Origin of the sequence: Pseudomonas sp. Fl4BN1, assembly GCF_009908285.1 — a bacterium.
In the GTDB taxonomy this organism is placed as follows: Bacteria; Pseudomonadota; Gammaproteobacteria; order Pseudomonadales; family Pseudomonadaceae; genus Aquipseudomonas.
Map to the genome: position 1 here is coordinate 119362 of NZ_JAAARM010000007.1, position 21626 is coordinate 140987.

The window sequence follows — 21626 nt, forward strand, 5'->3', positions numbered from 1 at the left end:
TCAATAGCGGCCTAAATGGTGCTCGGCATTAAACCATAGAGCCTTTAATTTCACGTCCATGCGGTTTTTCTCCGCCCCTTATCGCCAAGAGCCCGTCATGAATTCGATTGCCAACACCGCGCCCACCGCCACCGCGCCACCACAAGCCCTGGCGCCCTGGCTCTGGACGTTCCTGCTGCTGGTGCTGGTCTGCCTGCCACGCATCAGCATCGACCTGTACCTGCCAGCGCTACCGGCCATGGCCGATGAGCTGGGGGCCAGCGATAGCCAACTGCAACTGACCCTGAGCCTCTACATGCTTGGTTATGCCCTGTCGATGCTGCTCGGCGGCCCTCTCTGCGACCGCTATGGACGGCGCCCGGTGCTATTGGCGGGCATGGCGCTGTACCTGATTGCCAGCCTGGCGTGCATGCTCGCCAGCAGCGTCGAAGTGCTGATGGCCGCACGGCTGCTGCAGGCCCTGGGTGGCTGCTGCGGCACCCTGATCGGCCGGGTCATGGTCCGCGACCGCTGCGAGCCCCAGGAACAGGCGCGGGTGCTGGGCCTGTTGTCCATGGGCATCGCCCTGTCGCCGATGCTGGCGCCGCTGCTGGGCAGCCTGATCGACAACCTGCTGGGTTGGCGTGGAATGTTCCTGAGCCTCAGCCTGATCGCCACCGGGGTGTGGTTGCTGATGCTGCTTAAGCTTGCAGAAACCCGCCCACCGCGCCGCGCCGAGCCCAATGCCGAAAGCCTGCCGCGGTTGTATCTGCGGTTGCTGCAAACGCCCTACTTCATGCGTTATTCGCTGGCCATTGGCTGCCTGTACTGCACCTATTTCCCCTTTATCCTGCAATCGCCGGCCCTGCTGCAGCGCAGCCTGGGGCTGTCCTCGACGGCCTACGCCCTGGTGTTCGCCGCCACCGTGGCGGGTTACCTACTGGGCTCGCGGTTGTTCCAGCGCCTGGCGGTCCGCCACAGCGCCGACCGCCTGATCGCCCGCGCCACGCTGCTGAACCTGGCAGGCTCGGGCCTGCTGTTGATCAGCAGCAACCTGTGGCCTCAGAGCCTGCTGGCGATCGTGTTGCCGATGATGCCGATCATGATTTCGGTGGGCCTGGCGATTCCCGCCTGCCAACTGGCGATCCTGCAACCCTATGCGGCAGTAGCGGGCAGCGCCTCCGGCTTGTTTTTCTTCATCCAGATGGCCATGAGCGCCGCTTGTGGGCTGCTGGCGAGTCTGTGGGCGGACAGCTTTGCCGGTTCCCTGGGCGCCTTGACCGGCCTGTTCAGTGTGGCCCTGGGCCTGGCCTGGTGGTGCCTGGGGCCTCGATCCCGATAGCCGTTGGCAGCGGCGGCCATCGCCCTCAAGGCGGACGCCGCAGTCGAGAACCGCGAAGGCCCTGCGGTCCGTTACCCGGCCTGCCACTGCGGCCACACAAAACCTGGCGACAGCGCGACTGGGCACTGTTCAAGAGAAATCCAATGCCGCTACATTAGCCGCCCCCGCCCTTTCGCCGCTCAAGACAAGGAAACACTTGATGAAGCTTATTGGAATGCTCGACTCACCCTACGTGCGCCGCGTCGCCATCAGCCTCAAATGCCTGGACCTGCCGTTCGAGCACCACTCGCTCTCGGTGTTCAGCACCTTCGAGCAGTTCAAGGCGATCAACCCGGTGGTCAAGGCGCCGAGCCTGGTCTGCGCAGACGGTGAAGTGCTGATGGATTCGAGCCTGATCCTCGATTACCTGGAAACCCTGGCCGGACCGGCCAAGAGCCTGATGCCGAAAACCGTGCCGGAACGCCTGCATGAGTTGCGGCTGATCGGCCTGGCCCTGGCAGCCTGCGAGAAAGCGGTACAGATCGTCTACGAAAGAAACCTGCGCCCTGCCGAAAAGCAGCACGGCCCCTGGCTGGAGCGGGTCGGCGGCCAGTTGCAGGCGGCTTATGCCGAGTTGGAGGAGGAGTTGCGCAAACGCCCATTGCCCCGGGATGGCTCCCTGGGCCAGGCCGCAATCAGCCTGGCGGTGGCCTGGAGCTTCAGCCAGATGATGGTTGCGGATCAGTTCAGCCCCGGGCAATTCCCGGCAGTGCGGGACTTTGCCGAATACGCCGAGCAGTTGCCGGTGTTCCTCGACACCCCGGCCACCTGAGCCGTTGTAGCGAGGGGTCAGCCGCTACCCCGAAACGCAGGAGCCGGCTTGCCGGCGAAGAGGCCCACAGGCTTTACATCGCCCTCATGGTGGTCTTCGCCCGCAAGCCAGCACCTGCGCAGGGCAATCAGGCGGGAAGTGCCTGCTTGGCCTTCTTCTCCGGGACCGCGGCAAAGCGCCGAGCCAGGAACGGGGTGATATCCAGCGGCAGGGCTTCGTCGTTCACCAGCTTGTCCAGCAGCACCCCGGTGATCGCCGAGGTCAGGATGCCGGTGCGGAAGTGCCCGCAGGCATTGAGGTAACCCTCGACCCCGTCCATCGGCCCAAGGATCGGCAACTCGTCCGGCGAGCCCGGGCGCAACCCGGCCCAGCAACGCTTGAGGTTGACGTTGGCCAGTTCGGGAATGCAGCGCACCGCGCCCTGTACCAGACCGTTGATCTCCGGGTAGGTGGTGCTGACGTCAAACCCTTTGTCCTCGGTGGTGCTGCCGATCAGGATCTCGCCATTGTCCTTCTGCGCCATGTAGCAGTCGCTGGTGGTCAGGCAGCCGTTGAGCAGCTTGGGCATGCGCTCGGTCAGGAGGATCTGGCCCTTCACCGGCTTCACCGGAATCTCGATGCCCGTGGCCTGCAGGCTCAGTTCGGCGGCCCAGGCCCCGGCGGCATTGATCAGGGTCGAGCAGTGGAACAGCCCGGCGACGTCGGTCGTCACCCCACTGACCCGGTTGCCCTGGTGCAGGACCCCGGTGACGTTGGTGTTGAAGTACACATCCACGCCGTTCTGCCGTGCGCCTTCGGTGTAGGCGTCGGTGAGGCGGAAGGGGTTGACCTGGTGGTCGCAGAGGAACTCCAGGGCACCCTTGGCTTCGTGGGTGATGGTCGGTTCAGAGGCGCGCAGGGCCGCTTGGTCGAGCCAGCGCACCTGATCCGCCAAGTGCGGGATGCAGCCAACAATATGCTCGGCATACAGGCGGTCTTCCTCGTCATAAATGACGAACTTCAGCCCAGTCTCCTCGAACTTGAAATCCATGCCGTGCATGCCCACCAGCTCGCGGTGCAGGCGCGGATAGAGCTCGTTGGACTGCAAGGCGAAGTCGAAGAATGACTGCGGCAGGATATGTGGCGTGGAGGAATCCACCAGCACTGCCGAACCCTGGGCCTCGCGCTTGCGGTTGGCCGACATCATCCGGAAGAAGATCACCCCGCAGCCCAGGCCCACCGACTCACCGATGGCCCACAGGCCGCCGGCCGAGGCGCGGCTGGCATTGCCTGGACGCTTGGCGTCGATCAACGCCACCTTGAGGTCCTTGCGCTTGGACAACTGATAGGCGCAGGACGCCCCGATCACACCGCCGCCGGCGATCACCACGTCATAGTGCTTAGTCATGCTGAGAGACCTCCTGGTCGGACGACGGAAAAGCCGAAAACGGAATCGGATCGAGGGGGAAGCGCGGGCGTATCCAGCCCACGTCCTGGCGCCCGGTGGCCTGGCGCAGGCGGTCGCTGCAGTAGCCCACGCACATCCGCCCCTGGCAGTCGCCCATGCTCACCCGGGTGCGCATTTTCAGGCTGGCCATGTCCTGCACGCCCTGGGCCAGGGCACGTTCGATATCGTTGCGGGTGGTGTGTTCACAGCGGCAGATCACCGTGTCGCCCTTGGGCAGGTCGATCTGCCCAGTGCCGCGCTCGGTATAGCGGTTCACTGCACCACGAAAGCGCAGAATCGAAGCCAGCTTGCGCTCATAGCCCTGGCGCCGTTGCAAGGCCTCCTCATTGCTCAGCACATCGCGCTGCATGAGGATCGACAAGGCGGCGATACGGCCGCTGAGCATTGCCGCTTCACCGCCGCGAATCCCGCCCATGTCGCCGGCCAGGTGAACGTGCGGCTCGCTGCTCTGCTGCCAGGCATTGGCGTTGGCCCGCAGGTAGCCGTCCTCGCTGAAACCGTGATCCAGGCCCATCTGCTGGCTCAACTGGGTCCGGGGAATAAAGCCATAGCCCACCGCCAGAGTCTGCGCGGCGATACGCTGGGCCTGGGCCATGTCCGGCTGCCAGTCGCTGGAATACGGGGCCACGGTGACCACGTTCAAGGCGTCCTGGCCCTGGGCTTCGACCACGCCCCAGCCATAACGCAGAGTGATGCTGTGGAGCTTGAGATAGGCCAGCATGCTCAGACCGTCGAGAAACAGCTGCGGCTTGTTCAGCAGGGCCAGGCTCTGCTTGGCGATCTTGCCCAGGGCGCTGGCCTCATAGACCCCGGCGACGCGCACGCCCGAGGCGTGCAGTTGGCATGCCACCAACGGCAGCAACGGACCGGTACCGGTGATCACCACCGGCCCTAGAGGCTTGACCACCCCGCTCTTGATCTGCAACTGCAGGCCACCGAGCAACGTGACCCCGGGCAGGGTCCAACCGGGAAACGGCACGCTGCGCTCATGGCAACCGGCCGCCAGCAGCAATTGCGAGTAAGGCACCTGCTGCACCTGTTCATCGGCGTCCAGCAGCACCAGGCCGTGATTGCCCTCGGCGCCGATCACCCGGCTGTTGAGGCGCACTTCGATCAACTGTTCGTGGTCGCCGAACTCACCGTGCAGCTTGGCCAGCATCTCGCAGTAGCGCGGCCCCAGGTAGTCCAGTTGCACGCCGTCGCGCAACGGACCGCGAAAGACCACGCCGCCCAGGCGCGAGGCTTCTTCAAGCAGGGTGCTGCGCACGCCGTGCGCGGCCAGTTCGATGGCTGCAGCCATGCCCGCAGGCCCGCCCCCGACAATCACCGGATTGAGGCTCATAGGCTGGACTCCGGCTCGCTGATGCGGTTACTCAGGGTCTGCACCTGCATGCCCGGCTTGACCAGGGTCTGGCAAGCACGGCGCTTGTGACGGCCGTCGATCTGCACCAGACAGCAATGGCACACCCCCATGCCGCAGTAGGCCCCCACCAGTTGCCCGTGGTCATTGAGTGCCACTTGGCGCTGGCCGGTGGCCTGGATCACGCTGAGGACTGTTTCACCCAGGGCGGCAGTGACCGATTGGCCGTTGAGGCTGATGGTCATGTCCGCATGCTGCAGCGGCTGGATATCGAAGTTGCGGTCTATCTGACGCATTGCGGGTTCATCCGTGAAAAGTAAATGGGGTTGCCGGCATCCTGCCGCTTGAGGTCCTGCAGCCGGGATACGACAACACCCCGGTCCAAAGCTGTCGGGACCGAGCGCGGGCCAATCTAGTCGCTATTTCGCAGACGAACATTGATCTGGGCCAAGCAAACCGCTGTGCAGCCCCCCCCGAGTGCTGCTGCCGGAGTGCCAAAGTGAGACCCAGGGTGCAAAGAAGCCGCGACCGACAGAGGTCGGCAGCGGCGCAGGAACAACGGTCAGCCCGCGTTGAGGATGACGCTTAGTGCACGAACAGGGCGATCAGGATAATCACCGGGATCGGCACGCCGAGGAACCACAAGAGTAATGAGCGCATGGGAAATCTCCTGGATCAGTGAACGGGGGTGGGGGCAATGGTGCGCGGCTGAACCTCGCTTTCAAGCCAGACCACGGCGTCCCGGCGGCGGCCGCCAAAGGTCGCCGCCAGGCTGGCGAAAAAGGCCCCGCACAGCAGCGCGACAAACATCCACAGTGACGACCAGGCAGCCACCTTGGCCGCGGTGTCGGCAGCTTCCTTGGCGGCCTGCTTGGCCTCCTCCACGGTCTGGCGGGCTTTGGTGAACACCTCGTCGACCCGGCGTTCGGCGTCGGCCTGGCTGAGGTTGGTGCGCTGGGCCACCCGTTGCGCCAGGTAGCTGCGGTCTTCAGGGGCAAGCTGGCCATCGTTGCCCAGGGTGCGCACGAAGATCCGCGACACCGTGCCCCGGGCCGCATCATCGCTGACTACCGCCGGGCGATCGTCGCGGAACAGGCTGTCGACGAAATAGCCGTAGTCGTCCTGGGAGCCCTGGCTGGCAGCATGGCCGGCCACCTGGGTCATGGCGCTGGCGGCACCGGAAGCCACCTGTGCGCCGGCCTGCACGCCGCCGCTGATGACGCTGCTGACCGAGCCCAGCACCAGGGTCGCGGTGACCAGGGTGGCCACGGCCCAGGCGAGGAAGCCGTGGGCGGTGTCGCGGAAATACACTTCATCGCCATGCAGGTTGGCCCACTTCACCCGCAGGCGCCCGGCGATGTAGCCGCCAAGGCCCGCGGCGATGATCTGCGTCACGGCCAGCCAGACAATGCTGGAAATACCCAGGCCCTTGGCGCTGATGCCGCTGCCGGCCCAGGGCGAAACCGCGGAGAAGCCGAGGCCGAAGCCCAGCAGCAGGAGGATCAGCGAGAGTGCGGCCGCCGCCGCCGCGCCGGCGAAGATCGCCGCCCAGGACACGCCCGAGTGATGACTCGAGGCATCCGCGGGGGCCAGCAGGTGTTCAGAGGGTCTGTTCATTGTTGTTCGGCTCCAGGCATGAAAAGTGGTGTTACACGTCTCGAAGGGACAAGTGCAGCCACCGTGCCAGTTGCACGAACTTTATAAGCGCTTGTATTTCAATGGGTTGCGATAAACAGATAATCCCTGATCGTGCAACTTACCGGCCCGGGAGTTTTCTGGCGGGCGTTCTGCACGGCCCGCCCGGCGCGCAGGCCCGCCGACCCTGGTAGAGCTCCCGGCCTCGGGTCCAGCACCATTGCAGCACCAGCACCAGGATCCACAGCGCCAGCAGCAGGTTGCCCGCCAGGGTCAATTGCGCGATGCCCTGCCCCCACAAGGTAAAGAGCGGCAATGCCAGCCAGGCCGCACGGCGAAAATCCAGGAGCCGCATGATGCCCGGCACTATCAGCGCCATCAGGCCGATCACCAAGATGTCCAGCCCCCGATACCCCAGCATCCAGCGCGCATAGCGGGGATCGTCAGCATAGGCCTGCAGATAGCCCGGCAGGCGCAGCGCCAGATCCACGGCGAGGCTCAGCAGCAGGCTGCCCACCAACAGCCACAGCAGGCCTTTGAAACGTGATGCGTAGTTCATTGCACAACACCTTGATACACAGAAGGTCAATCGGGATTTCAATGCCGCTTGTAGCTTTTATTGCCACCGGGGGGCAGGCAGTACACCCCGCCCCGGGGCCCGGTGCAGAAACTGCCGCTGCCGCAGATGCAGCCCTGGGCATCGCGCAGCAGGGGCTCGGCCCGCGGAGGGCTGGAACGCGGGCCCAGCATCAGCGCGCAATTCTTTTTCGAGGCACTGATGGAACCGTCGTTGCACAGGAACAGCTCGCCGTCGCAGCGGGCGATGCCGCCCTTGCGCCCGGAACAGGGTTGGTTGGCCGCCAGCACTGCATCGCTGCACAGTGCCATCAGGCAGAGAAAGGACAATGGCTTCCAGCCGACCCGGGACAGGCTCCCCATGGATGTGCCTCCTGGCAACAAAAGTGGCGCGATAATATCAGGCAACGCGGCCCCTGGGATGGGCGTGTTCCAGGTCCCGACGGGGCCCCGGCGGCGCAGATGAAAGTTTTTTTAGAAACCCGGCGGCGGTTTCTTGGCAAAATGCCCGCCTGTGTCACGAACCGCTAAACAGGTAACGCCTATGACCCGCATTCTGACCATCGAAGACGACGCTGTGACCGCCCGGGAAATCGTCGCCGAACTGAGCAGCCACGGCCTCGACGTGGACTGGGTGGACAATGGCCGCGAGGGCCTGGTGCGCGCCGTGAGCGGCGACTACGACCTGATCACCCTGGACCGCATGCTGCCGGAGCTGGACGGCCTGGCCATCGTCACCACCCTGCGCACCATCGGTGTATCGACGCCGATCCTGATGATCAGCGCCCTCTCCGACGTCGATGAGCGGGTGCGCGGCCTGCGGGCCGGTGGCGACGACTACCTGACCAAGCCGTTTGCCTCCGACGAGATGGCGGCCCGGGTCGAGGTGCTGCTGCGGCGCAAGAACACGGTCAAGGATTTCGACACCAGCCTGCGGGTCGCGGACCTGGAACTGAACCTGATCAGCCGCGAGGCGACCCGCGCCGATCAACTGCTGAGCCTGCTGCCCACCGAATACAAACTGCTGGAATTCCTGATGCGCAACACCGGGCAGATCCTCTCGCGGATGATGATCTTCGAGGAGGTCTGGGGTTATCACTTCGACCCGGGCACCAACCTGATCGACGTGCACATCGGCCGCCTGCGCAAGAAGATCGACCCGCCCGGCATGACCCCGTTGATCCGCACCGTGCGAGGCTCGGGTTATGTCATTGCTGAACCCCTCTAAAGGCTGGCGCTCCTCCAGCAGCCGCCTGCTGGCCCTCTACAGTTCACTGTTCGTGGCCTGGAGCTGCATCCTCATGGGGGTGCTGTACTACGAGGTTTCCACCTACCTGGACAGCCTGGCCAAGCACTCGCTGATGCAGCGCCAGCACCTGTTCGCGCGCTTCGAGGGCGACCAGCTGGTGGAGGCACTGACCACCAGCATGACCTTCGACATGCGCGCCATCGACGCCTACGGCCTGTTCGACGAACAGCGCCGGCCGCTGAGCGGGCCGATCCGGCAGATCCCCGACGACCTGCCCCTGGACGGCAAGATCCACGAACTGAAGAACTGCATCGACTCCGAAGACCCGAACCTGCCTCGGTACAGCTGCGACGCCGTGGCCACCCACACCCGCGACGGCCGCTGGCTGGTGCTGGTGCGCGACAACGGCTCGCTGTTCGCGGTGACCCGGATCATCCTCCACGCGCTGCTCTGGGGCATCTCCCTGACCATCATTCCCGGGGCCGCCGGCTGGCACCTGCTGCGGCGCCGGCCATTGCGGCGCATCCGGCAGATCCAGGACAGTGCCGAAGCCATCGTCGCCGGCGACCTGACCCGGCGCCTGCCGCTGTCTAACCGGCGTGACGAACTGGACATGCTGGCGGCCATCGTCAACGCCATGCTCGAGCGCATCGAGCGGCTGATGCACGAGGTCAAGGGCGTGTGCGACAACATCGCCCACGACCTGCGCACCCCGCTGACCCGCCTGCGAGCGCAACTCTACCGCCTGCAACAACAGGCCGAGGAAGGCTCGCCCCAGGCCCTGCAGATGGACCAACTGCTGGCCGAAGCCGACACCCTGATGGCGCGTTTTCGCGGGCTGCTGCGGATCTCCGAACTGGAAGACCAGCAGCGGCGCTCGGGCTTCCTCGAGCTCGACCCGCTGCCGTTGTTGCAAGAACTGCACGACTTCTACCTGCCGCTGGCCGAGGAAGGCCAACTGAGCCTGGTACTGGATGTGCCGCCAAGCCTGCCCCGCCTCATCGGCGACCGCGCCTTGCTGTTCGAGGCCCTGGCCAACCTGCTGAGCAATTCGATCAAGTTCACCCCAGTGGGAGGCGAAGTGATCCTGCGGGGTATCGATGACGACGGCAGCTCACGCCTGGAAGTGCTGGACTCCGGCCCAGGCATTCCCGCAGCAGAACGGGCGGCAGTGTTCCGGCGTTTCTACCGGGTGGATGAGAACGATGCCCAGGGCGGTTTTGGCCTGGGCCTGTCGATCGTCGCGGCGATTGTCAGCCTGCACGGTTTCAAACTTGAAGTGGGTACCAGCGAACGCGGCGGCGCGCGCCTGAGCCTGGACTGTCGGCCGAGCCTGATCGTCGAAAAAAGCTGAGGGGCCCGGTCAGCGCGGCCCCGGGCTGGGCAGAGACAGGCAGGGCCGGCGGCTGCGCCATCCCGCGACACCCGGCGCCGTTCAGGGCGCCAGTTCGATCTGTCTGAGGGAGTTGCTGTCCAGTTCGTAGAGCAGCTCGTCGATCATCGTCAACACGTCGGCCTCGCTCTGCAGCGCCTTGGCACTCAGGCCGGTGACCACCAGGTCGACCCGGCCGCTCTCGGGTTCGAACACTCGCAGGGTCAGGGTGCCGTCGCCGGCGTTGCTGAAGCTGCAGGCCAGGGGCGCCAGGCGCTGTTCGATGCAGACGCGCAATTGCGCCTGGGTGATCACTGCCGGCACCTCAGCGCCGCCGCCGCAGCAGACCCGCCAACAGGCCGGCGCCCGCCAGCAACGCCACACTCAGCCAGGGTTTCTCCCGCAGCAGACGCGCCGCCTGGTCGAGGGTCTGGCCATAACGTTCCTGGAGCTCGCCAGTGGCCTCCCGGGCCAGGCCTTGGGCCTGCATTTGCGGATCGTCCAGCCACTCGCCCAGGCTGTCCTGGGCCTTGCCGGCCACCTTGTCCACGGCACCCTTGATCTGTTCGCTACGCATCTTGGCTTTCCTTCCGCTGTGGGATCAAAAAATCCGAGGGGATGCTTCGCCCCCCCGGATGCTCACAGCCTAAGAAATCGCCACGCGGCGCAGAAGCGCCATTTGTACTGGTCCAGCTAGTGCGTTTGCACTGGTTCAACGCTTGCGAACGCGCTGCACACCGGCAAACAGCCCGCGCTCGCGGGCCCAGACAATGGCCTCGGCGCGACTGTGCACCGCCAGCTTGGAATACAGCGTGGCCACATGGTTGCGCACCGTGCTCAGGGCCAGCTGCAACTGTGCCGCAATTTCCTTGTCCGCCAGCCCCTGACAGATCAGCCCAAGCACTTCGCGCTCGCGGGCAGTCAGGTCGGCAGAACAAGCCCCTGGTGTCGCCACCGACTTGGCGCTGCGGACATTGGCGAGCTTTTCGATCAGGGTCTGGCTGAACCACGAAGCGTCACGCATCACCTCCTCGATCGCCGTCACCAACTCCAGCTCCGAACGCTTGCGCTCGGTGATGTTCATCAACACCAGCAGGTAGCAGGGACTGCCCTCGATGCTCACGGTATCGGCAGACACCACACAATCGATGACCTCCGCGCCCTTCTTGCGCACCTTGAGGTCCTGGGCCTCAAGGCTGCCGTGTTTTTCCAGGCGGCCGAACAAGCGCTCGCCGGCCTCGGGCTCCTCGATGAAACCAATCGCCTGCACGGTCTTGCCCAGCAGTTCCTCGCTGGCGTAACCACAGGTATTGAGGAACGCTTCGTTGACGTCGACGATCTGCTGGTGCTCGGCGCTGCACAACAGGGTTGGCACCGGCGTCAGGCGGAAGGACTTGGCAAAGCGTTCCTCGCTCTGGCGCAGGGCCATTTCGGCCTTGCGCCGCGGTTCCAGGTCCATGAAGGAAAACAGCATGCAGTCTTCATCACTGATATCCAGGGGCTGGCCGGCGACCACCACCAGCTTGCTGCCACCGTCGGGCAAGCGCAGTTCGGCCTGCATCTGCGGGATGGTTGCCCCCTGGTTCAGGCGTTCGATGGCCAGGTCGCGCTGCTCGGCATGCTCCAGTACATCCAGTTCGTACACCGAGCGGCCGATCACCTGGTCACGGGCGTGGCCGGTCATCTCCAGGAAGCCCTGGTTGACCTTGATGTAGCGCAGGTCACTGAGGCGGCAGATCACCGCGGGCGCCGGATTGGCATTGAAGGTTTTCTCGAAGCGCTGCTCGGCGCTGGCCCAGTCGGTGGCATCGCTGAGGATCAGCACCAGCGACTCCGCCGCACCCTGGCTGTCACGCAGGATCATGCTGCGCACCCGATGGACCCAGTGCCGAGCTTCACCGTCGATCTCGGCCCGGACCTCCACCACCACATCGCTGAAGGTTTCGCCGGCAGCGACCCGGTTGATGGGGTAGCTGTCCAGGGCCAGCGGGTGATTGTTGCGGTAGCGCAAGGCATAGCGCCGGGCGTATTGGCGAACATCGGTGCCCAGTTGGCTGACTTCACTGACCCCGTGCATGGCCAGCGCCGCATCGTTGGCCCAGAGCAGGGTCTTGTCGGTTTCCAGCAGGATCACCCCGTCGGACAGCCCGGAGATGATCTGCTGCAGTTGGCGTCGATTGGTTTCGGAAGCGAGTACGGCCTGGCTCATGGCGTCTCCATCAGGGCCTGCAAGGCTGGTGCGGGGGCCAGCACTGCGGATTTAAGGGGGGCTAAAACTACGACCGCGAGGCGTCGCCATCGTGCCCTGCGCTGCGACTGCCCTCGCACCACTGATCACTGGAGCCCCTCACCGGGCCGGGTTAAGCTGCCGGGCCAGGGTCTGGCGCCAGCCACTGGACCCCAACCAGGTGCCGCCCCGGGCGGCCTTCAAGGAGCGGAAGATGATCACTCTGCGTGAAGCCGGAAACGATGATATCGAGGCCCTCCAGGCCATTGGCGAAGCCACCTACCGCGAGCACTTCGCCTCGATCTGGAGTGCCGAAGGGCTGCGCCAGTTTCTCGCCCAGGACTTCTCCGATGAGGCCCTGCGCAACTCCCTGGAGGCCCGCGACCAACACCTTTGGCTGCTGGCCCTGGACACGCAACAGCAACCGTTGGGTTTTGCCAAGCTCAACTGGCACCGGCCGACGCCGGGCAGCGGCCTCCCCGGCGCCGAACTGCAGAAGATCTACCTGCTCAAGTCCCAGGCCGGCAAAGGCTATGGCCGGCGCCTGCTGGAACATGTGCTGCAACGGGCCAGTGCGGCTGGTGAGTCGTGCCTGTGGCTGGACGTGCTCAAGAGCAACACCGGTGCCCGGCGCTTTTATGAAAGTGCCGGCCTGCGGCAGATCGGCGAAGTGCCGTTCAGCACCGACATGGAGCAAATCGGCATGTGGGTGATGGCCTGCGACCTGCCGCGCACCGGCGAACGCCCGGCCTGACGCTCGAGATCCCGCCCAGGGGCAGCGTCTGCTCCGTCGTCCCCTCCCTCCAGAACCCTGCGCGTTCAGCCCCCAGCGGCCTGAACCTGCAGTGCCAGCAACACAGCGACTAGTCCGAATAGACGATGTCCAGCCCCCGCTGCATTTCCGATAGTCCCTCTCCCCCCTTCCACAACTCTACGGTAGCTCGACGCAAAAACAGACATTCAGAGGCAGCAATGAAAAAAACAACAACGCCTTACGCGCGCTCCGCCTTGCTCGCAATTCCCGGTTCCCTGGTCCTGTTCAGTTCCCCGCTGGCCGCCCTGGTCTTCGAAATCGGCGACGACCTCAAAGTGCAGAACAGCAACGTCGTCTCCTATGGCCTGGCATGGCGCACGGCCAAGCCGGCCCATGCCCTGAGCGGGCGCAACAATGCCAACGGCAACGATGGCAACAACGCCTTCGATCGGGGCAGCCTGATCACTCATCGCCTGGGCCTGGTCAGCGACGCCGACTTTAACTTTCGCCGGGACTTCGGCCTGTTCGTGCGTGCCAGCGCCTACTACGACGATGTCTACCAGCGGCGCAATGCCAACCACACCGGCACTTCGAACTGCTATGCCGCCGGGCAATGCTCGCGCCCCGACCAGTTTTCCAGGCCCACCCGCGACGCTCACGGCGGTGCCGTGGAAATGCTCGACAACTACCTGTATGGCAGTTGGCAGGTCGCTGACCGGCCCTTCAACCTGCGCCTCGGGCGCCAGGTGGTCTACTGGGGCGAGAGCGTCTACAACGGCAACGGCATTGCCTCGACCATGAGCCCGTTTGACGCCAGCAAATCCAACGTGCCCGGGGTCGAAGTCAAGGAGCGGACCCTGCCCACCGGCCAGCTGTTCGCCTCCTACAGCCTCACCGACGCGCTCGACCTGCAGCTCTACTACCAGTACGAGTGGAAGAAGAGCCGGCTCAGCGCGGTCGGCAGCTACTTTTCCACCACCGACCTCCTCGACAGGGGCGGCTACAGCAACTCCACCGGTCAACTGCTGCGCTTGAAAGATGACGAACCCCGCGACAGCGGGCAGTTCGGCCTGGCCCTGCGCTATGTCGCCCAAAGCCTGAACAACACCGAGTTCGGCCTCTACCGCCTGCGCTATCACAGCAAGACACCGGTGGTGGACAACCTCAGCCGCCGCGGCAGCTACCAGGCGCGCTACTTCGAGAACATCGAACTGTATGGCGCAAGCTTCGCCACGGTGGTGGTCGACACCAACCTCAACGGCGAGATCAGCATCCAGGATCGCCTGCCCCTGGCGATCGACCTCGGCGGCGCCCGCCACACTGCCCGTGGCAGGACCGGCCAGGCACTGCTGTCGATGACCCACGGCTTCGGCCAGACGCCCTTTTCCGACAACTTCACCCTCAATGGGGAGGTCGGCTACAACCGCGTCTTGAGCAACGACAGTGCCTACCTGCCCCGGCGCGCCCCCAGTGACAAGCTGTGGAACGATCGCTCGGCCTGGGGTTACACCTTGCGCGCCAGTTCGCGCTACATCGAGATCATGCCCGGCTGGGACCTGACCATCCCGCTGTCCTTCAACCAGGGGGTGAACGGCAATTCCTCTCTGGGCAGCTACACCCAGGGCAAGAACCGGCTGTCCCTGGGGGGCACCCTGGAGTACCTCGGAAACCTCTCCCTGGAGGCCGTCTACAACGCCTACCTGGGCAGCCCCCGGTACAACAACCAGAGCGATCGCGACCACATCGCCCTGAACGCCAAGTACAGCTTCTGAGCCTCGCCCAGACAACCGGAGAACATTCCATGTCCTGCCAAACGCAATTCCCTGCCTTTGTGCTCGCCGCCCTGCTCGGTGTGCCCTTGGCCCAGGCCGCGCTCAGCGAGGCCGAGCTGGCGCGCCTCGATCAGGATCTCACCCCCGTCGGCGCGGAACGTGCCGGTAACGCCGACGGCAGCATTCCCGCCTGGTCCGGCAAGTGGCGCGGCACTCCGCCCCATGTGCAGTTCGCCGGCAGCGGCTCGCTGTATCCCGATCCCTACGCCGCAGAGCGTCCGTTGTTCAGGATTACCGCGCAGAACCTGGAGCAGTACCAGAACCGCCTCAGCGACGGCCAGATCGCCCTGTTCAAACGCTATCCACGCAGCTACTGGATGGACATCTATCCCAGTCATCGCGACCTGCGCCCGAGTGCGAAGATCGAACAGCAGATCCGTGAAAACGGGCGCACCGCGCAACTCAGCGAGGATGGCAACGGCGTCACCGGGACCTGGGGCGGATCGCCGTTCCCGATCCCGAAAAACGGCAATGAACTGATCTGGAACCACTCCCTACAAGGGCGGGGGCCCGGCGAGGACGGCGTCTACAGCCTGATCGTCACCCTGGCCAACGGCAAGCAGGCACGTCAGGTTCAGCATCACCAGACGCTGAACATCGGGACCAACCCGGACAGTCCCCGGCAAGACGCCAGCGATGCCATCAGCGGCCACTTCATGTACCGGACCCTGGAGCCGGCCCGCGAGCTGGGCAAGATCACCTTCGGCCACAGCTTCATCAATCCGGTGGCCAACGCCCAGCAGAGCTGGCAATACGACCCGGGCAGCCGCCGAGTGCGGCGCGCGCCCAACGTCGGCTACGACAACCCCTCCAGTGGCGCCAGCGACAGCCTGCGGGTCAACGACGACAGCCGCATGTTCAATGGCAGCACCGACCGCTACCAGTGGACGATCATCGGCAAACGCGAGCTGTTCATCCCCTACCACAACTATGCAATCAACGACCCCGCAACCACCCTGGCCCAGCTCACCGAAACCATTGGCCATCCCAACCCCGAAGCATTGCGCTATGAGTTGCACCGGGTCTGGGTACTGGAGGCCAGCCTCAAGCCCGGCAACCGCCATGTGTATGCCAAACGCCGCATCTACATCGACGAAGACACCTGGGGCGCGGTCATGGCCGACAGCTATGACGCCCGCAACCACCTTTGGCGCACCAACCTGCAAACCACCTTCTACGCCTATGACACCCAGAGCTATCAGGCGGGCCCTTCGGTGTATCACGACCTGATTTCCGGGGCCTATCTGGTGGATCGCCTGACCAATGAGTACGGCCCGACCCGCCTGACGGACCTAGCCCACGATGCCGGTGATTTCACCCCCGCCGCCGTGCGCAAGCGCGCCAAATGAACACTCCGGGAGAGCGCAACATGAGCCGATTCGACCTGGCCCTCGGGGCCGCCCTGCTGTGCACCATCGCCGCGGCCAACGCGGCCCCTGCCGAGCAGCCAGCGCTCGCGCAAGACCCGCCCGCCACGGAACGCCAAGTGCTGCGCGCCCTGGACCTGGCAAGCGCACCCAACCTGCGGGACCTGGGTGGCTACCGCACGGCCGACGGGCGCAGCGTGAAGTGGGGCCTGCTGTATCGCGGTGGAGCCCTGGACCAGCTCAGTGCCGAAGATCAACGCAGGCTGCAACGCCTGCAACTGCAGCGAGTGGTGGACCTGCGCAGCCGCGAGGAAATCGCCGACGCCCCCGACCGTCTGCCGCCTGCGCTGATGGAGCGGCGGATCGAGATGCCGATCAGTGCCGGCAACATCGACATCCGCGAGTTGACTCGGCGCATCAACAGTGGCGACACCGCCGAGCTGCACCTGGACGATGTGCTGGTCAGGGCCAACATCCAATTCGTCCGCGAGCAGAGCCCGCTCTTTCGAGCCTGGCTGCATGGCCTGCTCGATGACCAGGGCACCCCGGTTCTCTACCACTGCACTGCGGGCAAGGATCGCACCGGCTTCGCTTCGGCCATGCTGTTGCTGGCCTTGGGGGTACCGGAAGCAACGGCGATGGAGGACTATCTGGCGTCCAACCGCTACCTCGGGGAAAAAAACCGCCGGATCGCCGAACACGTCAGGCTGGCGTCAAAAGGCCGTACCGATCCTGCCCTTCTGCAGCCCTTGCTCGGCGTCGAGCCGCGCTACCTGCAAGCGGCGTTCATGGCCATGCGCGAAGACTACGGCTCAGTGGAGAACTACCTGCGCGAGGGGCTGGGGGTCGATGCCGCGTTTCGCTCGCGGCTGCAAAGCAAGTTCCTCGAAACCGCCGCCCCCTGATCAGCACCGGCACTCAGAGACCCAGGGCCTTGAGCCGCCGGTACAGGGTCCGCTCGCTCAGGCCCAGGGCCTTGGCCAGCTCACTGCGCGACCCCTCGAACACCTCCAGGGCATGGGCCAGTTGCTCCAGGTCCTTGCCACCGCGACGGCGGCCGGGCGGCGCTGGCGGCGGCGTGCTGCGCAGCTCCGGCGGCAGGTCCGCCAGGCGGATCATCCCGTCGTCGCTGAACAGCCGCGCCCGTTCGAGGATGTTGCGCAACTCGCGGATATTGCCCGGATAGGTGTACAGGCGTAGTTGCTCCAGGGCCTGGGGGTCGACCCGCGGCACCACCCCGGGATCGAGGCGGCGCAACAGGCTGTCGATCAGCAACGGCAAGTCGTCGCTACGCTCACGCAGTGCCGGCAAGCGGATCGGAAAGGCGCTGATGCGGTAGTACAGGTCCTGGCGGAAGGTTCCGGCGGCGACCATTTCCTTGAGCGGTTTGTGGGTCGCCGCCACCAGGCGGAAATCCGAGTGCACGGTACGCAGGCTACCCACCGGACGGAAGCTGCCGGACTCGATCAGGCGCAACAGCTTGACCTGCATGGCCAGCGGCACCTCACCGATTTCATCGAGAAACAAGGTGCCGCCGTGGGCCGCTTCGGCCAGGCCGATCTTGCGTTGCAGGGCGCCAGTGAAGGCGCCCTTTTCGTAGCCGAACAGTTCGCTCTCCAGCAGGGTCTCAGTGAGGCCGGTGCAATCGACCACCACCAGCGGCCCGCTGGCCCGGGGGCTGCCGTCGTGCAGGGCACGGGCGAACAACTCCTTGCCGGTGCCGGACTCACCCTGGAGCAGTACCGGGATCGGCGCCGGGGCGGCCCGCTGCAAGGCGCTCAAAGCCTCGTTGAACGCCGGCGAACGCCCCACCAGACCCTTGCGCTGGGGTTGCACCGAAGCCACCGCCACCGAACTCAGGCGCTCGACATAAGCCACCACCGCCCCCGAGGCGCCGATGATCGGACGCAGCTCGACGTCCACATGCTCCGGCCCGCGGGGCGTGTGATGGATATGCAGCATGCGCTCCGGCACCCGGCTGGCGTGGGCCTTGCGCATCGGGCAGTGCTCGCCGGCCTGGTCGCAGGGCACGGCAAACTGGTGGGACACCTGGTAGCACTTGGCACCGACATGGGGTTTGCCGGCCACCCCGAACTGGCGCTGGTAGGCGGTGTTGGCGGCGATGATGTTGTAGCCGGTGTCGAGCACGATGGTCGGTTGCGGGTCGTGTTCGAGGTAGGACACCAGGGCAGACATCTGTGACTGGGCAAGGTCGGTGGCGATCAGGGACATGGTGACTCCAGGGCAGTGGCGGCAGCTTAAAGCACGCCGCGACTTTCTGCCATTTTCTGCCACAAACTGCCATATCACTGCCAACAAACGCTGTCAGTCGACCTGAAAAAATGCTGATGGCAGCCTCCCCGGCCTTCTACTTCAATGAATAGGCGGCCAATCAAGGCGTTTCGGGTTGGCACGTTTATTGACGGTCCAAGGGACGAGCGACAGCGCAGACTGCCCTCACCTTCATTGCCTGGAGTGCCCCATGATCATCAGCGACACGCTGCGTGTAGACGCCTTTTTCGACAGCCATACCTGGACCATCAGCTACCTGGTGATGGACCTGGCCAGCCGCCGCTGCGCACTGATCGACAGCGTGCTGGACTACGACCCGAAATCCGGCCGCACCCGCACCGAATCCGCCGACCGGCTGATCGCTCGGGTGAAGGAGCTGGATGCCCGGGTCGACTGGATCCTGGAAACCCACGTACACGCCGATCACCTGTCCGCCGCGGCTTATCTCAAGGAGCAACTGGGGGCCCAGGTGGCCATCGGCAACCAGATCACCCAGGTGCAAAAAGTCTTCGGCGCGCTGTTCAACGAAGCCCCGGCGTTCGCTCGCGACGGCAGCCAGTTCGACGTACTGCTGGCCGACGGCGCCAAATTCGCCATCGGCCAACTCCAGGCCAGGGCCTTGCACACTCCGGGACATACTCCGGCGTGCATGACCTACCTGGTACACGTCGCTGACCAATGCGTGGCCTTTGTCGGCGACACCCTGTTCATGCCCGACTACGGCACCGCCCGCTGCGACTTCCCCGGGGCCGATGCGCGAACCCTGTACCGCTCGATCGGCAAGATCCTCGCCCTGCCCCCCCAGACCCGCTTGTTCATGTGCCACGACTACCTGCCCAACGGCCGCGAACTGCAGTACATGACCACCGTCGCCGAGCAGCGAGCCAACAACATCCATATCCACCAGGGCATCGACGAAGACAGCTTTGTGAAGATGCGCGAAGCCCGCGACGCCACCCTGGACATGCCGGTGCTGATCCTGCCTTCGGTGCAGGTCAACATGCGCAGCGGGCACTTTCCCGAGCCCGAGGACAACGGCGTGAGCTACCTGAAGCTGCCCCTTAACACCCTATAACTACTCCACACGGAGACCTCGCCATGCGTCCCATCAACCCAGCCCTGCGCGCCGTCGACGGCAGCCACCAGGTGCTGATCGTCGGCGGCGGTGCCGCCGGCATCGCCGTTGCCGCCAGCCTGCTGTCCCGCGATCCCCACCTGGACGTGGCGATCATCGATCCGGCCCAGACCCACTACTACCAGCCTGGCTGGACCTTGGTAGGCGCCGGCGTGTTCAGCGCCGAGTCCACGGTGCGCGACATGGCCGCGCTGATGCCCAAGGGCGTCAAGTGGATCCAGAATGCCGTCAGCCAGTTCGAGCCGCACAACAATGCCCTGGTCCTGGCCGATGGCCGGGTGCTGGCATACGACCAGTTGATCGTCTGCCCCGGGCTCAAGCTCGACTGGGCAGCCATCGACGGCCTGCCGGCGACTCTGGGCAGCCATGGCGTGACCTCCAACTACCGCTACGACCTGGCGCCCTACACCTGGCAGCTGGTGCAGCAACTGCAACAGGGCGAGGCGCTGTTCAGCCAGCCGCCAATGCCGATCAAGTGCGCCGGGGCGCCACAGAAGGCCCTGTACCTGTCCTGCGACCACTGGCTGCGCAACGGCCGCCTGGGGCCGATCAAGCCAAGTTTCCTGAACGCCGGCGGCGTGTTGTTTGGCGTTGCCGACTACGTGCCGGCGTTGATGGAGTACATCAAGAAATACGCCGTCGACCTCGCCTTCGGCCACAACCTGGTGGCGGTGGACGGCCCGGCCAAGCGCGCGACCTTTGTCCGCACCCTGGCCGACGGCAGCCAGGAAACCCTGGAGCGCGCCTTCGACATGCTGCACGTGGTGCCGCCGCAGTGCGCCCCGGACTTCATCCGTAGCAGCCCGCTGGCAGACTCTGCCGGCTGGGTCGACGTCGACCCCGGCAGCTTGCGCCACAAGCACTTCGTCAACATCCACGGCCTGGGCGACGTCACCAACACCAGCAACGCCAAGACCGCCGCCGCAGCGCGCAAACAGGCACCGGTGGTGGCCAACAACGTGCTGGTGGCCCTCAAGCGCCTGACCCAGCTGGCGCAATACGATGGCTACGGCTCCTGCCCGCTGACCGTGGAACGGGGCAAGATCGTCCTCGCCGAATTCACCTACGGTGGCAAGCTCGCCCCAAGCTTCCCGAGCTGGCTACTGGACGGCCGCCAGCCGACCCGCCGCGCCTGGTGGCTGAAGGAACGAATCCTGCCGCCACTGTACTGGCGCGGCATGCTCAAGGGCCATGAATGGCTGGCGCAGCCGCACCTGCCCACGGACACCCCGAAAGCATGAATGAACACACTCTGCTGGGCGCCGGGCTAGGGGCAATCATTGGTGCAATCCTGGCCCTGACCGGGGCCGGCGGCGGCATCCTCGCGGTGCCACTGCTGGTCTTCGGCTTGGGCCTGAGCATGGTCGAGGCGGCCCCTATCGGCTTGCTCGCGGTGGGCCTGGCGGCCAGCGTCGGCGCGGTGCTGGGGCTGCGCCAAGGCATCGTGCGCTACCGCGCGGCGGGCTTCGTCGCCGGCATCGGCATCCTCATGGCGCCGCTGGGCTTGTGGCTGGCCCACCGTTTGCCGAACCTGCCCTTGGCGCTGCTGTTCTCACTGGTGCTGCTGTACGCCTGCGGGCGGATCTTGCGCAAGGCCAGCCTGGAGTTGAAACAAGGCCAGGCGGCGCCACGTCCGGCGTTCCTGCCTTGCGTGCTCAATCCGGCCCAGGGGCGCTTGCGCTGGACCCTGCCCTGCGCCCGGGCGCTGACCTTTACCGGCATGCTCTCGGGGCTGCTTTCAGGACTGCTCGGGGTGGGCGGCGGCTTCGTGATCATCCCGGCCTTGAGTCGCTACACCAACCTGGACAGCAAGAGCATCGTCGCCACCTCGCTGGCGGTGATCGCCCTGGTGTCCCTGGGCAGTGTGGTGACCGCCAGCGTCAGCGGGGTAATGCACTGGGCGGTGGGCGCGCCCTTTGCCCTGGGAGCGGTGCTGGGGCTAGTGCTGGGGCGCCAGGTGGCCAGCCACCTGGCCGGCCCGCGCCTGCAACAGCTGTTCGCCATCACCGGCATATTGGCCGGGCTGCTGCTGGCGGCTGGTGCCTTGGGCTGGCTATCCCGTTGAGCCCCTTCGCCGGCAAGCCGGCTCCTACATCAACGTACGCACCACCACCCGTAGGAGCTGGCTTGCCAGCGAAGGCGCCCTCACCGACGCTGGCGTTGCAAGGGAAAGATAGCGGCGCCACGACTGGCCCCTTCGCCGGCAAGCCGGCTCCTACATCAACCTACGCACCGCCACCCGTAGGAG

At 65.3% G+C, this 21626-nt stretch carries 21 protein-coding genes; 11 read left to right on the plus strand and 10 right to left on the minus strand.

Annotated elements, in window-relative coordinates; genetic code table 11:
* The first annotated feature begins 97 nt into the window (after nucleotides 1-97).
* Together GV818_RS10385 and GV818_RS10390 are read left to right on the plus strand one after the other, a co-directional pair.
* Nucleotides 98-1321, plus strand: a complete 1224-nt coding sequence (locus GV818_RS10385; protein WP_161758189.1) for a multidrug effflux MFS transporter — start codon at nucleotides 98-100, stop codon at nucleotides 1319-1321.
* Between the two features lie 199 nt (nucleotides 1322-1520).
* Entirely contained in the window at nucleotides 1521-2132 is a 612-nt protein-coding gene (locus GV818_RS10390) for a glutathione S-transferase (RefSeq protein WP_161758188.1), read from the plus strand.
* A gap of 127 nt (nucleotides 2133-2259) precedes the next feature.
* Here GV818_RS10390 and hcnC read toward each other — a convergent pair whose 3' ends face one another.
* The 6 genes from hcnC to GV818_RS10420 all read right to left on the minus strand — a co-directional run bounded on the left by hcnC (nucleotide 2260) and on the right by GV818_RS10420 (nucleotide 7513).
* Nucleotides 2260-3519, minus strand: coding sequence for a cyanide-forming glycine dehydrogenase subunit HcnC (hcnC, locus tag GV818_RS10395; RefSeq protein ID WP_161758187.1), 1260 nt, complete (start codon nucleotides 3517-3519; stop codon nucleotides 2260-2262).
* Nucleotides 3512-4921: a cyanide-forming glycine dehydrogenase subunit HcnB gene (gene hcnB / locus GV818_RS10400; protein ID WP_161758186.1), complete on the minus strand. Its 1410-nt coding sequence runs from the start codon at nucleotides 4919-4921 to the stop codon at nucleotides 3512-3514. Before hcnB ends, hcnC begins: the two co-directional genes overlap by 8 nt.
* Nucleotides 4918-5235 carry a cyanide-forming glycine dehydrogenase subunit HcnA gene (gene hcnA / locus GV818_RS10405; protein ID WP_161758185.1) on the minus strand — a complete coding sequence of 106 codons (318 nt, stop codon included), beginning with the start codon at nucleotides 5233-5235 and terminating at the stop codon, nucleotides 4918-4920. The genes hcnB and hcnA overlap by 4 nt, the downstream gene beginning before the upstream one ends.
* A gap of 379 nt (nucleotides 5236-5614) precedes the next feature.
* Nucleotides 5615-6556, minus strand: a complete 942-nt coding sequence (locus GV818_RS10410) for a hypothetical protein (protein ID WP_161758184.1) — start codon at nucleotides 6554-6556, stop codon at nucleotides 5615-5617.
* Between the two features lie 139 nt (nucleotides 6557-6695).
* Nucleotides 6696-7133, minus strand: a complete 438-nt coding sequence (locus GV818_RS10415; RefSeq protein WP_161758183.1) for a hypothetical protein — start codon at nucleotides 7131-7133, stop codon at nucleotides 6696-6698.
* 38 nt (nucleotides 7134-7171) lie between these two features.
* The gene (locus tag GV818_RS10420; protein ID WP_161758182.1) at nucleotides 7172-7513 is read right to left on the minus strand and encodes a hypothetical protein; all 342 of its coding nucleotides are present in this window, start codon (nucleotides 7511-7513) and stop codon (nucleotides 7172-7174) included.
* A gap of 181 nt (nucleotides 7514-7694) precedes the next feature.
* On the opposite strand from GV818_RS10420, the gene GV818_RS10425 reads away from it, so the two are divergent.
* Both GV818_RS10425 and GV818_RS10430 read left to right on the plus strand, forming a co-directional pair.
* On the plus strand, nucleotides 7695-8378 hold the full coding sequence (locus GV818_RS10425) for a response regulator transcription factor (protein WP_011060869.1): 684 nt from the start codon (nucleotides 7695-7697) through the stop codon (nucleotides 8376-8378).
* Entirely contained in the window at nucleotides 8356-9753 is a 1398-nt protein-coding gene (locus GV818_RS10430; protein ID WP_161758181.1) for a sensor histidine kinase, read from the plus strand. Before GV818_RS10425 ends, GV818_RS10430 begins: the two co-directional genes overlap by 23 nt.
* Before the next feature lie 81 nt (nucleotides 9754-9834).
* Here the strand turns inward: GV818_RS10430 and GV818_RS10435 are convergent, their stop codons facing one another.
* The 3 genes from GV818_RS10435 to GV818_RS10445 all read right to left on the minus strand — a co-directional run bounded on the left by GV818_RS10435 (nucleotide 9835) and on the right by GV818_RS10445 (nucleotide 11980).
* Complete coding sequence (locus GV818_RS10435) at nucleotides 9835-10095, minus strand: DUF1652 domain-containing protein (protein WP_161758180.1); 261 nt, start codon at nucleotides 10093-10095, stop codon at nucleotides 9835-9837.
* A 1-nt stretch (nucleotide 10096) separates the two neighbouring features.
* Nucleotides 10097-10348 (minus strand): CsbD family protein, encoded by a 252-nt coding sequence (locus GV818_RS10440; protein WP_161776487.1) that lies wholly within the window; start codon nucleotides 10346-10348, stop codon nucleotides 10097-10099.
* Between the two features lie 135 nt (nucleotides 10349-10483).
* On the minus strand, nucleotides 10484-11980 hold the full coding sequence (locus tag GV818_RS10445; protein ID WP_161776488.1) for a helix-turn-helix transcriptional regulator: 1497 nt from the start codon (nucleotides 11978-11980) through the stop codon (nucleotides 10484-10486).
* Nucleotides 11981-12212: 232 nt separating this feature from the next.
* On the opposite strand from GV818_RS10445, the gene GV818_RS10450 reads away from it, so the two are divergent.
* From GV818_RS10450 to GV818_RS10465, 4 genes are all read left to right on the plus strand, one after another.
* Nucleotides 12213-12752, plus strand: a complete 540-nt coding sequence (locus tag GV818_RS10450) for a GNAT family N-acetyltransferase (RefSeq protein WP_161776489.1) — start codon at nucleotides 12213-12215, stop codon at nucleotides 12750-12752.
* A gap of 218 nt (nucleotides 12753-12970) precedes the next feature.
* Entirely contained in the window at nucleotides 12971-14524 is a 1554-nt protein-coding gene (locus GV818_RS10455; protein ID WP_161776490.1) for a DUF1302 domain-containing protein, read from the plus strand.
* A 29-nt stretch (nucleotides 14525-14553) separates the two neighbouring features.
* Nucleotides 14554-15933: a DUF1329 domain-containing protein gene (locus GV818_RS10460; protein ID WP_161776491.1), complete on the plus strand. Its 1380-nt coding sequence runs from the start codon at nucleotides 14554-14556 to the stop codon at nucleotides 15931-15933.
* A gap of 20 nt (nucleotides 15934-15953) precedes the next feature.
* On the plus strand, nucleotides 15954-16856 hold the full coding sequence (locus GV818_RS10465) for a tyrosine-protein phosphatase (protein ID WP_161776492.1): 903 nt from the start codon (nucleotides 15954-15956) through the stop codon (nucleotides 16854-16856).
* Between the two features lie 13 nt (nucleotides 16857-16869).
* Here the strand turns inward: GV818_RS10465 and GV818_RS10470 are convergent, their stop codons facing one another.
* On the minus strand, nucleotides 16870-18183 hold the full coding sequence (locus GV818_RS10470; RefSeq protein ID WP_161776493.1) for a sigma-54 interaction domain-containing protein: 1314 nt from the start codon (nucleotides 18181-18183) through the stop codon (nucleotides 16870-16872).
* Between the two features lie 250 nt (nucleotides 18184-18433).
* On the opposite strand from GV818_RS10470, the gene GV818_RS10475 reads away from it, so the two are divergent.
* From GV818_RS10475 to GV818_RS10485, 3 genes are read left to right on the plus strand one after another with little or no spacing between them, the layout of a single operon-like run.
* Nucleotides 18434-19318: an MBL fold metallo-hydrolase gene (locus GV818_RS10475; RefSeq protein WP_161776494.1), complete on the plus strand. Its 885-nt coding sequence runs from the start codon at nucleotides 18434-18436 to the stop codon at nucleotides 19316-19318.
* 23 nt (nucleotides 19319-19341) lie between these two features.
* Nucleotides 19342-20619 (plus strand): NAD(P)/FAD-dependent oxidoreductase, encoded by a 1278-nt coding sequence (locus GV818_RS10480; RefSeq protein ID WP_161776495.1) that lies wholly within the window; start codon nucleotides 19342-19344, stop codon nucleotides 20617-20619.
* Nucleotides 20616-21443 (plus strand): sulfite exporter TauE/SafE family protein, encoded by an 828-nt coding sequence (locus GV818_RS10485; RefSeq protein ID WP_161758173.1) that lies wholly within the window; start codon nucleotides 20616-20618, stop codon nucleotides 21441-21443. Before GV818_RS10480 ends, GV818_RS10485 begins: the two co-directional genes overlap by 4 nt.
* The last annotated feature ends 183 nt before the right edge of the window (nucleotides 21444-21626 follow it).

Bases quoted from the DNA above. Each gene is read 5' to 3' on its own strand.
- GV818_RS10385 (WP_161758189.1), top strand. From the start codon at position 98: ATGAATTCGATTGCCAACACCGCGCCCACCGCCACCGCGCCACCACAA.
- GV818_RS10390 (WP_161758188.1), top strand. From the start codon at position 1,521: ATGAAGCTTATTGGAATGCTCGACTCACCCTACGTGCGCCGCGTCGCC.
- hcnC (WP_161758187.1), bottom strand. From the start codon at position 3,519: ATGACTAAGCACTATGACGTGGTGATCGCCGGCGGCGGTGTGATCGGG.
- hcnB (WP_161758186.1), bottom strand. From the start codon at position 4,921: ATGAGCCTCAATCCGGTGATTGTCGGGGGCGGGCCTGCGGGCATGGCT.
- hcnA (WP_161758185.1), bottom strand. From the start codon at position 5,235: ATGCGTCAGATAGACCGCAACTTCGATATCCAGCCGCTGCAGCATGCG.
- GV818_RS10410 (WP_161758184.1), bottom strand. From the start codon at position 6,556: ATGAACAGACCCTCTGAACACCTGCTGGCCCCCGCGGATGCCTCGAGT.
- GV818_RS10415 (WP_161758183.1), bottom strand. From the start codon at position 7,133: ATGAACTACGCATCACGTTTCAAAGGCCTGCTGTGGCTGTTGGTGGGC.
- GV818_RS10420 (WP_161758182.1), bottom strand. From the start codon at position 7,513: ATGGGGAGCCTGTCCCGGGTCGGCTGGAAGCCATTGTCCTTTCTCTGC.
- GV818_RS10425 (WP_011060869.1), top strand. From the start codon at position 7,695: ATGACCCGCATTCTGACCATCGAAGACGACGCTGTGACCGCCCGGGAA.
- GV818_RS10430 (WP_161758181.1), top strand. From the start codon at position 8,356: ATGTCATTGCTGAACCCCTCTAAAGGCTGGCGCTCCTCCAGCAGCCGC.
- GV818_RS10440 (WP_161776487.1), bottom strand. From the start codon at position 10,348: ATGCGTAGCGAACAGATCAAGGGTGCCGTGGACAAGGTGGCCGGCAAG.
- GV818_RS10445 (WP_161776488.1), bottom strand. From the start codon at position 11,980: ATGAGCCAGGCCGTACTCGCTTCCGAAACCAATCGACGCCAACTGCAG.
- GV818_RS10450 (WP_161776489.1), top strand. From the start codon at position 12,213: ATGATCACTCTGCGTGAAGCCGGAAACGATGATATCGAGGCCCTCCAG.
- GV818_RS10455 (WP_161776490.1), top strand. From the start codon at position 12,971: ATGAAAAAAACAACAACGCCTTACGCGCGCTCCGCCTTGCTCGCAATT.
- GV818_RS10460 (WP_161776491.1), top strand. From the start codon at position 14,554: ATGTCCTGCCAAACGCAATTCCCTGCCTTTGTGCTCGCCGCCCTGCTC.
- GV818_RS10465 (WP_161776492.1), top strand. From the start codon at position 15,954: ATGAGCCGATTCGACCTGGCCCTCGGGGCCGCCCTGCTGTGCACCATC.
- GV818_RS10470 (WP_161776493.1), bottom strand. From the start codon at position 18,183: ATGTCCCTGATCGCCACCGACCTTGCCCAGTCACAGATGTCTGCCCTG.
- GV818_RS10475 (WP_161776494.1), top strand. From the start codon at position 18,434: ATGATCATCAGCGACACGCTGCGTGTAGACGCCTTTTTCGACAGCCAT.
- GV818_RS10480 (WP_161776495.1), top strand. From the start codon at position 19,342: ATGCGTCCCATCAACCCAGCCCTGCGCGCCGTCGACGGCAGCCACCAG.
- GV818_RS10485 (WP_161758173.1), top strand. From the start codon at position 20,616: ATGAATGAACACACTCTGCTGGGCGCCGGGCTAGGGGCAATCATTGGT.